Origin of the sequence: Prevotella sp. P4-67 (genome assembly GCF_002251325.1) — a bacterium.
In the GTDB taxonomy this organism is placed as follows: Bacteria; Bacteroidota; Bacteroidia; order Bacteroidales; family Bacteroidaceae; genus Prevotella.
On the sequence record NZ_NPJL01000059.1, the window covers coordinates 119,196 to 128,674 of the forward strand.

Sequence of the window (9,479 nt, forward strand, 5' to 3'; positions counted from 1 at the left end):
ATGTTTGGATATTTCTGATTGTTTTTGGTTGTTCTACGCTTCTAAATACATAGCCAAAATGCAACGCTGTAAGTGTTGCGTTTAGCCGTAGGCGTTATGTGTCTCATGCGCTTCGATATTCTCTGGATATACTCGCATAAGAAGCTACAAAAAGATTTGTGGCTTTTCAGGGCTTCGCCCTGTGCGTCCGTGTGTGTCGTGTAATATCTCGAGAGCGAGCTCTCGGCTATTCCCCGCCACCCCCAGCCGCGCCTGCCTGATGGCAGGCTGAAAAGCCGCAAATACAAAAAGTCCGCCGTTGGCGGTAAAAAAAAGTCCGGCTTGCGCCGGTACAAAAAGTGATTAGCTTTTTTTCCTATCGGCAGGTGTCAATCAGATGGAATAACACAAGCAACTGTTTTTTTACCGCCAACGGCGGATTTTTTGAACGGCCAACGGCCGCTTTTTTTTACCGTGGCTGCTGTTGTCGCCATGCAGCGCATGGCGTTGGGGATGGTGGTGATGACAAGGAGGAAAACTCGTTTTCCGACTGGCGTCGCTACCGTCACCAAAAAGGCGAAGCCGACAACAGCCGCCATGGCTTTTTGTGTTTATATCATCCTATATTATATCCTGCTGTGGGTAACGCCTACGGCTAAACGCAACACTTACAGCGTTGCTATGTTAGCGGGTGTCTTACCCAGGGTAGCGGGCCATGCCCGCAATCCTGGGCTGTGGAATCGCAACTCTTACAGAGTTGCAGTTGGGTGCGTACCATCCACGATGGATTTCCCACATATTGCCATTGGGTGCGTACCGTCAACGATGTACTTTGGGTTAAAGCTTCATACGGAGAACCTTATAATAATACCTCATGGCATGCCATGGGGTATTATCGTTCTTATCCTCATGACACCAGCCTTGCCGTGTTTGTTGTTTCCTCTCATATAATTCACAAACCACGGAATTAAAATCCATATTTTACGGAATTTTAATCCACATTTTACGGAAAAATGCTTGTTTTATGTTCTTTTAGAGTTGCCGTTGTGGGCGTGCCATCCACGATGGATTTGCTGTATGTTACCGTCGAGTGCGTGCCGGCATCGGTGGATTTCCCAGCTCGTTTGTCCTTGGCAACTCTGTAGGAGTTGCGATTTCCCAGCCCAGGGTTGAGGTGCGCAGCGCCTCTACCCTGGGTAAGGACAAAAAAAGAGAAAGCAATGCTGTAAGTATTGCGATTAGCCGAAGGCGTTACCCGCAGCAGGTTAATGGGCAGAAATGGGTTGGCGGAAATAAGAAGATTGAGTATAACGCCTACGGCTAAACGCAACTCTTACAGAGTAGCAATATTAGTGGGGCAGCTACCCAGGGTAGCGGGCCATGCCCGCAACCCTGGGCTGTGTAATCGCAACTCCTACAGAGTTGCCGCTGCTGACGGGTGGCCCCTCCCCGGCCCTCCCGAGGGCACTGAAAAAGTCCCCTTTTTTTATGACCAAAACGGAAAATGCTTACGATTTGTAACTTCTCTTTCTGCAAATCGCCTAAAATAAGGCTAAAATAGACAGATAATAAAGGGTAAAACAGCTGTTTCTCCGTCATCAACTTTCAATTTGATCGTGGGTTTTAGTTTTTCAGTGCCCTCCCAAGGGGAAGGAGATTGATAGCCATGGGAAGCCCCTCCCCAACCCTCTCCAAGGGGCGGGAGTCCCTACTTGCTGTGTTTAAGGGCGTTTGATGTGGCTCCTTCCCCTTGGGGAAGGCTGGGATGGGGCTTCTATGTTGGCTGGTACGCACCCCCGACAACTCTAACGGAGTTGCGTTTACATAGTCCAGAGCTGCGGTTGCCCTCTCCCCTTGGGGAGAGTTGGAGAGGGGCTTCGGCGTTCTATCTCCTGTCCCACTACACAAAGCGAGGGGCCACCCGCCGCTTTCCTCCTACTTGGTGTGGACTGCTGGCGAAGCCCCCTCGGTGTTCATTGTATTAGATTATGGGCATCCTGTCTGACTGGGATGCCATTATGGATTGGGAGAGATAAAGATAATTGCTACGTATAGGGTTATCCCGCTTCTATTGTGACAAGATGAGAATGGCGGGATAGCCCTACGAGGTATATCATAGATTAGTTGGTAAGTATGTTGCGACATTTCTTGACGGCATGCCATAGCCATGCGGCGCAGAGGGCACGAAGGACGAGCGGGCCGTCGACGGGAAAAACGGCGAAGACAAAGGCTGTCTGCGCATTGAGAAGCATGAGGGTCTGGCGGATGTTGATTTCGCGCTCCAGAACCATCGAATAATAGCGACTCAGTGCCACCAGCGGCATACGTACCGCTGCTGCTATTCTACTGCTGATGCTCTTGAACTCAACTGCTGGCTGTGCCGAGGAGATAACCATTTCTCTTTTCATATTGTAATGCTTTAGGTGTTGTTTCTACACGCAAAAGTATTGCAATAGTTTGCACAAAAAGTTCAAAAGCACAACTTTGTTAGTTAAATGTTATCTCGCTATAACAATTGTTAACTAAAACGCGCCTATAATCCACACTTACGCAGCAGTTTGGCTGCGCGGTCGTCGTGCTGGCGATAGGCTCTGCGCATCATTTCGACGCCGTCGTCGTAGGAGTATCTCCTGTTGTCGCATCGGCCCTGGACTATCATGTAGCCATAGAGAGCGTCGGCGTCAAAGTGTGGATAGCCGCGGTAGTCGCGCACTATCTCGAGCAGCTGTTGCGCCTTGCGGTCGTAGGCATACGAGTTTAGCCCGATGTAGATGTCTGCCAGATTGACACAGGCCATGGACGTCCTGACCGTGAGGGTGCCGTTACCCTCTATATCGAGTTCTTCGACCATGTCTTCATAGTATTCGCGTGCCTGTTGATAGTCTTGGCGGCCGTATTTTGGGTCAAAATGCATCAGACCCAATAAGGCGAGCGCCCTGGGCTGATACTCCTGACACCGGCAGAGCAGCTCGTAGGCCTTGTCGTAATCCTCCGCCACCGGCGAGCCATAGATGAGCGCCACCGCCTGGTGGAACATGGCATAATAATACCCATGCTCTGCCGCTATGGCAAAATAGTGGTATGCCCGTCGGTTGTACCAATCTTGGCTGAAGTGCTCTTCCAGCTGTCCAATCTCATAGTCCTCGTAGTTGGCGAAGCACTCGTCGAAGATATTAGCAAGCCTGAACTCAGCCTTGCCCCTGTCGCTGCCCCTGTAGTCATTGCCGATGAGTATCGCGATGTCGTGGGCTGCGCGGGTGTTGTAATAAGGCGCGTTGTAGTTGTCGTCGCCTTTACCGTCCATGAAGTAAACCCACGCCAGCTGCACGAGCACGTCTTCGTAGAGGTCGCTGCCGCCCACGTTGTTGGCTATGGTCGAGACGCAGCGCCTGAGCAGCGTGCGCGCAGTGTCATACTCCTCGTGATCTATCAGCTCGTCGGCCAGTTTCCTGACATTGACATCGTCGAAGCGGAAGTCCAGGTCGATACACATCTTCATGTTGTCTATCATGTACTGCGCCATCCTCTTGCGAGCCGCTACGGGACAGAGTTTGGTCATCATCTTGCCCGCTCTGGGGTGAAATCTGTGGTACGCCTTATCCCACCAGTCCATGGCACGCCCCTTGTCCTGCTCGCATCCCAGACCTTTGGCGTAGCATCGTCCAAGGATGCCCATGCAGTCGATATTGCCCTGGTCGGCACCTTCACGATAGGCGGCGAAAGCCTGGTCGTGGAGCCCCTGCAGAGCAAGTGCCCTGCCTCGGTAGACCCATGCGTCGTCGTAGCCATTGCGAGCGGCGCGGTCGAACCACAACGCAGCCACCCTGAGGTTGCGCGCCTCACCGTCGCGTCCCTCCATGAGCGTCCATCCCCTTCTTACCATCTGGTAGGGAGTCATGCCCTCGGCCTGTCGATCCACCTCGTCTTCGGGGAAGTAGCCAGCCATTATCTCGTCGATGCCCTCGTAGCCATGGCTCTTTGCCATGAGCAGAAACTGTCGGGCTCCGGCTTCGTCCTTTGCCCATCCTCTGCCGTAGAAGAGGTTGTTGGCGAGGTTTACCATAGCTATCTTGTTGCCCAGGTTGGCTGCCTTGAGATACGCCTCATTGGCTTCGCTCATCCGGTCTTGCTCTGCCAGTATCCAACCGATGTTGCACCAGGCGCCATCGTAGTCGCGGCTGGCGGCGGCATAGTAGCAGCGCAGCGCCAGTACGTAGTTCTGGTTGTAGCCGTTGGTGCCGTTGGTCCAGTTGCAGCCTCTGTTGAACATATCTATGGTCGTCATGCCTTGCCACTCTTCTTCGGTCATCGGTCCGAACCATTCGGCCATCAGCCGTTGCGCCTTCTCGTGGCCATTGTCGGCTGCTGCCTTGAGGTTGCGGTAGCAGAAATGGAGCAGCGGGGGATTGGCTTGCGCCTCGGCGTGCTGCTTGACGGCGAGGGTGTAGCGGGCAGGGATGTAGCCCTTGTTGGCAGCCTGCTCCAGCCAGTAGCGGGCATTCTTCGGGTTGGCTTCACACCCGAAGCCCGAGCTGTAGAACGAAGCCAGGTTGTACATGGACTGCGCATCGTTCATCCGCGCAGCGTGGAACGTCAGGTCATGACACCGCATAGCGTTCTTCGCCGTGCCCCAACCGTGGTAGTAGCAGAGTGCAAGATTGTGGAAAGTGCCCACATAGGGGTCTTTCTGCCACGCCTGTTCATAGAGCCTTACGGCCTCGGCACAGTCCTTGAGGTCGTACTTCTGGGTAGCACTGGTGTAGAGTCGCTTGGCGGCGTCGGCATTGGTCTCGTTGTAGGGGTGGTAAAGTCGGAAGTGCTCATATATATAATAAGGTAGGAAATAGTTATTTTGACAAAGATAGATATAAATCCCCAACTCGTGGGGATGATGTATGTTAAATATCAATAAAAGGCCCACGCCGATGCTCCTCATTGCGGGGCTGTCGGCGTGGGCCTCTATGCGTGGTGGGGGATTGGACCTATCGGCGATAGGTGTTCAGACCCTGCTGCAGATAGTCGATATAGGCGGCTACATCCTCTTTGAAACCATAGGCATGGTTGAGCGGACGGCCGTCGTTGTCGATGGCGATGTAGTAGGGCTGGGCGTTGGCGCCAAACTTGCTTGCCTGCAGATAGCTCCACTTGTCGCCGACGGTGCGCAGGGTTTGCTGCTGTCCGTTGAGGCTCACCTCGACGGGTTCTGCCAACGGCGTCTTGTCATCTACATAGAGCGAGATGAGCACGTACTGGTTGTTGAGCATATCTGCCACGGTGGGGTCGGTCCATACGGCAGCCTCCATCTTGCGGCAGTTGACGCAGCCGAAGCCGGTAAAGTCGATGAGCACCGGCTTGCCCTGGGCCTTGGCAGCCGCCATTCCCTCTTCATAGGAGTGGTAATGGGCTTCTACGGTCTTGGTGTTGAGGTTGAAGTCCTGGGTGTTGATGGGTGGCGCAAAGGCGCTGATGGCCTTGCAGGGCGCTCCCCAGAGTCCGGGCACCATGTAGATGGCGAAGGCTATGGCGCAGAGTCCTGCCATGATGCAGGGCACGGGCATGGGCTTGTCTATCTCGCCGCCCACAGCGTCTTCCTGGAACTTCAGCTTGCCGATGAGGTAGAGGCCCATGGCTCCGAAGATGACAATCCACAGCGAGAGAAACACCTCGCGGTCGAGCAGATGCCAGCCGTAGGCCAGGTCGGCAACGGAGAGGAACTTCAGCGAGAAGGCGAGTTCGACAAATCCCAACACGACCTTGATGGTGGTCATCCACGAGCCCGACCTCGGTGCCGACTTGAGCCACGAGGGGAACAGGGCAAAGAGTGTGAAGGGCAGAGCCAATGCCAAGGCGAAGCCAAGCATGCCTATGGTGGGTGCCAGCCAGTCGCCGGTGGTGACAGTCTGCACCAGCAGCAGACCTATGATGGGCGCGGTGCAGGAGAATGATACCAGCACGAGCGTGAATGCCATGAGGAATATCGAGATGAGACCTGTGGTGCTGCTGGCCTTGCTGTCTACGGCGTTGGCCCAACGGTCGGGCAGCTTGATTTCAAACCAGCCGAAGAAGGAGAAGGCGAAGACGAGCAGCAGCAGGAACAGGATGACGTTGAACACGGCGCTGGTGCTGAGCTCGTTGAGCTTGCTCGGGCCGAAGATGGCGGTGATGAGCAGGCCCAGACCCAGATAGATGACGACGATAGACAGACCGTAGGTCATGGCGTCCTTGATGCCCTTGCGGCGGTCGTCCTTGGCACGCTTGAGGAAGAAGCTGATGGTCATCGGGATGATGGGCCAGATGCAGGGCATGACGAGGGCGAGGAGTCCACCGATAAATCCTACGATGAAGATGTACCACAGCGAGTGGTTGGCTATGTTGGCCTCGCTGTCTAACGCCTCGAGCTGCTCGGTCACGGGTTGCCACCAGAGGGTCTCGGTGCTGGCGGTGACGGGAGCCACGGCGCTGTCGGCAGGAGCCACAGTGCTGTCGGCCACGACTGGGGCTGCAGTCTCGGCCACTTCGGCAGCTGCGGGCTCGGTGGCAGCAGCCACGGCGGGCGACTTGCCACTCTTCTTGAGCGCTACCTCACCCGGCGGCAGACAGTTCTCGTCGCTGCACACGCCATACTCCAGGTAGGCGTCGATGGTGTAGGTCGGCTTGGTAAACCGTATCTTCTGGACAAACTGTGCGGTGCCTTCAAAGTAGCGCACGTTCATGCCAAACATCGCATCGAAGTGGCTCTTCTCCTTGCCGCGAGGCATGAGCTTGCCTACGAGTTCTATACCGTCGGCCTTGTTGACATGGAACGAAGCCTCGGTGGGTCCGCTGCTGCCCAGGTTGGTCGAGTAGATATGCCAGCCGGCCTCGATGCGCCCGCTGAACACTATCTCTGCCTCTGCGGTCTTGCCGGTCTTGATTTCGGCGGTAAACTTTACGGGGTCTTCCATTTGGGCCATGGCTGTGAGTACCATCAGGAGCATGGCGCCCATTGCTATTATTCTCTTCATTTCTTGTAAGTGGTTGTTGCTTATTGGTGTTGGATATCTATGAATACTGGAACTACGGTGGCGGTGCTCTTAGCCTTGAACCCTATCTGCCCGGGGGTGTAGGTGATGGCCGAGGCTGCTACGGCGCGCGAGCCCAGAGCCTGTCGCACGCGCTGGCTGAAGGTGCCTGCCGACCTCTCTGCCTGTGCCATCAGCGCCTTGATGTCTATGGGCTTGGCCGAGTAGATGACGCACACGTGGTCGGTGCCTCGGGTGTCGTCCATCTCGATATACCACTTCTCGTCGGGTATGGCTATGTTGCTCGAGCTGTAGAGCAGGGCGGGGCTGATATTGTCGGTCGGCGGGAACACACGCGTCACCTTGTTGGTGATGTCCGAGCCGATGATGTAGACATAGGCGGGGGCGCTGTTGGTGACATACAGACGGTAGCGGGTACCGGAGATGTATGCCGACTTCATGCGGTAGATGCCAGCGTTGAGCGTGGCTGCCATAGTCTCGCCCGTGGAGAGCTGGAAGCGCAGTGAGCCTGCCAGTCTGTAGGTGGGCACGACCGGCTGGGGGCGTGGCTGCGGTTTGGGCTGTGGCTGCGGCTTGGGCTGGGGTTGAGGCTGCGGTTTGGGTTGTGGCTGCGGCTTGGGCCTCTTGGCCACATACATCTCAAAGGCATAACGGGTGTTGTCGGCAAAGTCACGATACTTCACCCAGGTATAACCGTTGTTGCCCCATGCGGTGCCCCAGCTGTTGAGGATGAGGAAGGCGCCGCCGTACTTGTAGTCGTCGTAAGCCACCACACACATGGCGTGGCCGCCGCCGTCATTGTTGGGCTCGGTCTTGACCCACACGTCCTTGCACTTGAAGAACGAGTTGGGCACCGACATACCGATGATGACCGGCATGTCTTGCGACAGCGCCTTCTTGACCGTCCTCACCTTCTCATCGTAGGTGTCGAAGGGGTAGAAGAGGGTGTTGTAGTCGTCTATAGTGTGGTTCCGCGCCTTGTCGAAGAGTGCTGCGGGGATGTAGTCGGCACAGAGCACGTTGAAGTCTCTGAACTTGGGCGCGCCCTTCTCGGTGAGCAGGTCCAGGGCGTCCTGTATGGATGTGCCGTCGCTGCATCCGGGCTTGTTGCTGCCCTTGATTTGCTTGTAGACGAATATGGGCGAGAACGCCTCGCGGTCTATCACTATCTGCGATGTCCACCCGTTGCGTATGGCGTCGGCTATTGTGCGTGCAGCGTATGATGTGGCCCAGCTGGTGCAGGTTCCAAACTGTCCCTGGTTGCGGGCGACGGGGCAGAAGCGCCTCAGAGAGTAGGCCTTGGGCAGCACGGTATAGTCGCGGGTAAGCAGGGTGGCTTGGCGCGGTATGCGGGCGTAGGCGTCGTCGTCGAAGACCAGTCCGGTGCCATATTCGCTCTGCGCCATCATGCCGGTGGCACAGAGCAGGGCTATGAGGAGTGATGTAATTCTCATGTCTGTCTACTTGTTGTTGAAGATAAAGTCTCCCTGGAACAGCGAGCTGGAGTACCAGGGCGTCTGCTGACGGTTGGTGGCGGTAAACACGCTGGCGGCGACACGCTTGAACACCGTCTCGATAGACAGTCCGGGCGTGTCGAGCGTCTGCAGCAGTGCTGTAGTGTATGGACTGTTGCGGTTCTGGCCGTCGGCAGCCACGCTACCTGGGCTTGTGGCGTAGGAGATGAATGTTCCCACGGGCGCATTGACAGCCGAGAGACCCCTGTCGGCGCTTCCGCGATACCAGCTGCGCTCAAAGGGGTTGTTGCGGCAGGCGTCGAGAGCGATAATCTTCATCTTGCAGCCCGACTCGTCGAGCTTGTCGAGCACGCGGCCCAAGTCGGTACACTCATACTCCACATCGCTCGCCGAGTGCATATTGGCGTTGATGGGGATAAGGTAGTTGGCGCCCTTGTACTGTATGCCGTGACCGGCGTAGTAGAACATGGCGGCGTCGTAGCCCTGTGCGCGCTGTCCCAGCTGGTTGATGGCGTCGTCCATCTGCCGTTTGGTGCCGTTCTGGAGCAGGATAACCTCGAAGCCCAGCGTCTTGAGCTTGGCAGCCATATCTGCGGCGTCGTTCTGCGGGTTGGTGAGCCGCTGGGCAGGGTATGCCGAGTTGCCTATGACGAGGGCGATGCGCTTGCCCTGGGTCACTGTCACTGGCTTGGTGGTCTGGCGCACTACGGTGCGCTCGGAGGTGGCGGTGCCGTCGGCATTGGTGGCGCTCACCTTGATGATGTTGCTACCCTCGACGAGGGGCACGGTCTGCTCGATGCGCATATCCGAGCCATCGTTGGTCACCGCCTTGATGCCACGATACATCTGACCGTTGACATAGACATGTGTGGCGGTAATCTGGCTCTTTGAGCGTATGCCCACCGATATCTTCACGCTGGTCAGCGTGGTGGTGGCGGGGAGGGTGGTCCAGGTGAATGTGGGCACAGCCTTGACGGTCACCACGGGAGCGGGCTTGGGTTGG

General features: G+C 56.2%; 6 protein-coding genes. All 6 read right to left on the minus strand.

The window, feature by feature from the left end; genetic code table 11:
* Window positions 1–368 precede the first annotated feature (368 nt).
* Window positions 369–578, minus strand: coding sequence for a hypothetical protein (locus CIK92_RS13470; RefSeq protein WP_144289401.1), 210 nt, complete (start codon window positions 576–578; stop codon window positions 369–371).
* Window positions 579–2,099: 1,521 nt separating this feature from the next.
* Entirely contained in the window at window positions 2,100–2,387 is a 288-nt protein-coding gene (locus CIK92_RS10530; RefSeq protein ID WP_254046061.1) for an ATP-binding protein, read from the minus strand.
* A 125-nt stretch (window positions 2,388–2,512) separates the two neighbouring features.
* Complete coding sequence (locus CIK92_RS10535; RefSeq protein WP_158214778.1) at window positions 2,513–4,888, minus strand: SEL1-like repeat protein; 2,376 nt, start codon at window positions 4,886–4,888, stop codon at window positions 2,513–2,515.
* A gap of 73 nt (window positions 4,889–4,961) precedes the next feature.
* Complete coding sequence (locus tag CIK92_RS10540; protein ID WP_094389031.1) at window positions 4,962–6,983, minus strand: cytochrome c biogenesis protein CcdA; 2,022 nt, start codon at window positions 6,981–6,983, stop codon at window positions 4,962–4,964.
* Window positions 6,984–7,003: 20 nt separating this feature from the next.
* Entirely contained in the window at window positions 7,004–8,455 is a 1,452-nt protein-coding gene (locus CIK92_RS10545) for a C1 family peptidase (protein ID WP_094389032.1), read from the minus strand.
* Window positions 8,456–8,461: 6 nt separating this feature from the next.
* On the minus strand, window positions 8,462–9,479 hold a 1,018-nt coding region (locus CIK92_RS10550), incomplete at its 5' end, for a caspase family protein (RefSeq protein WP_173823830.1).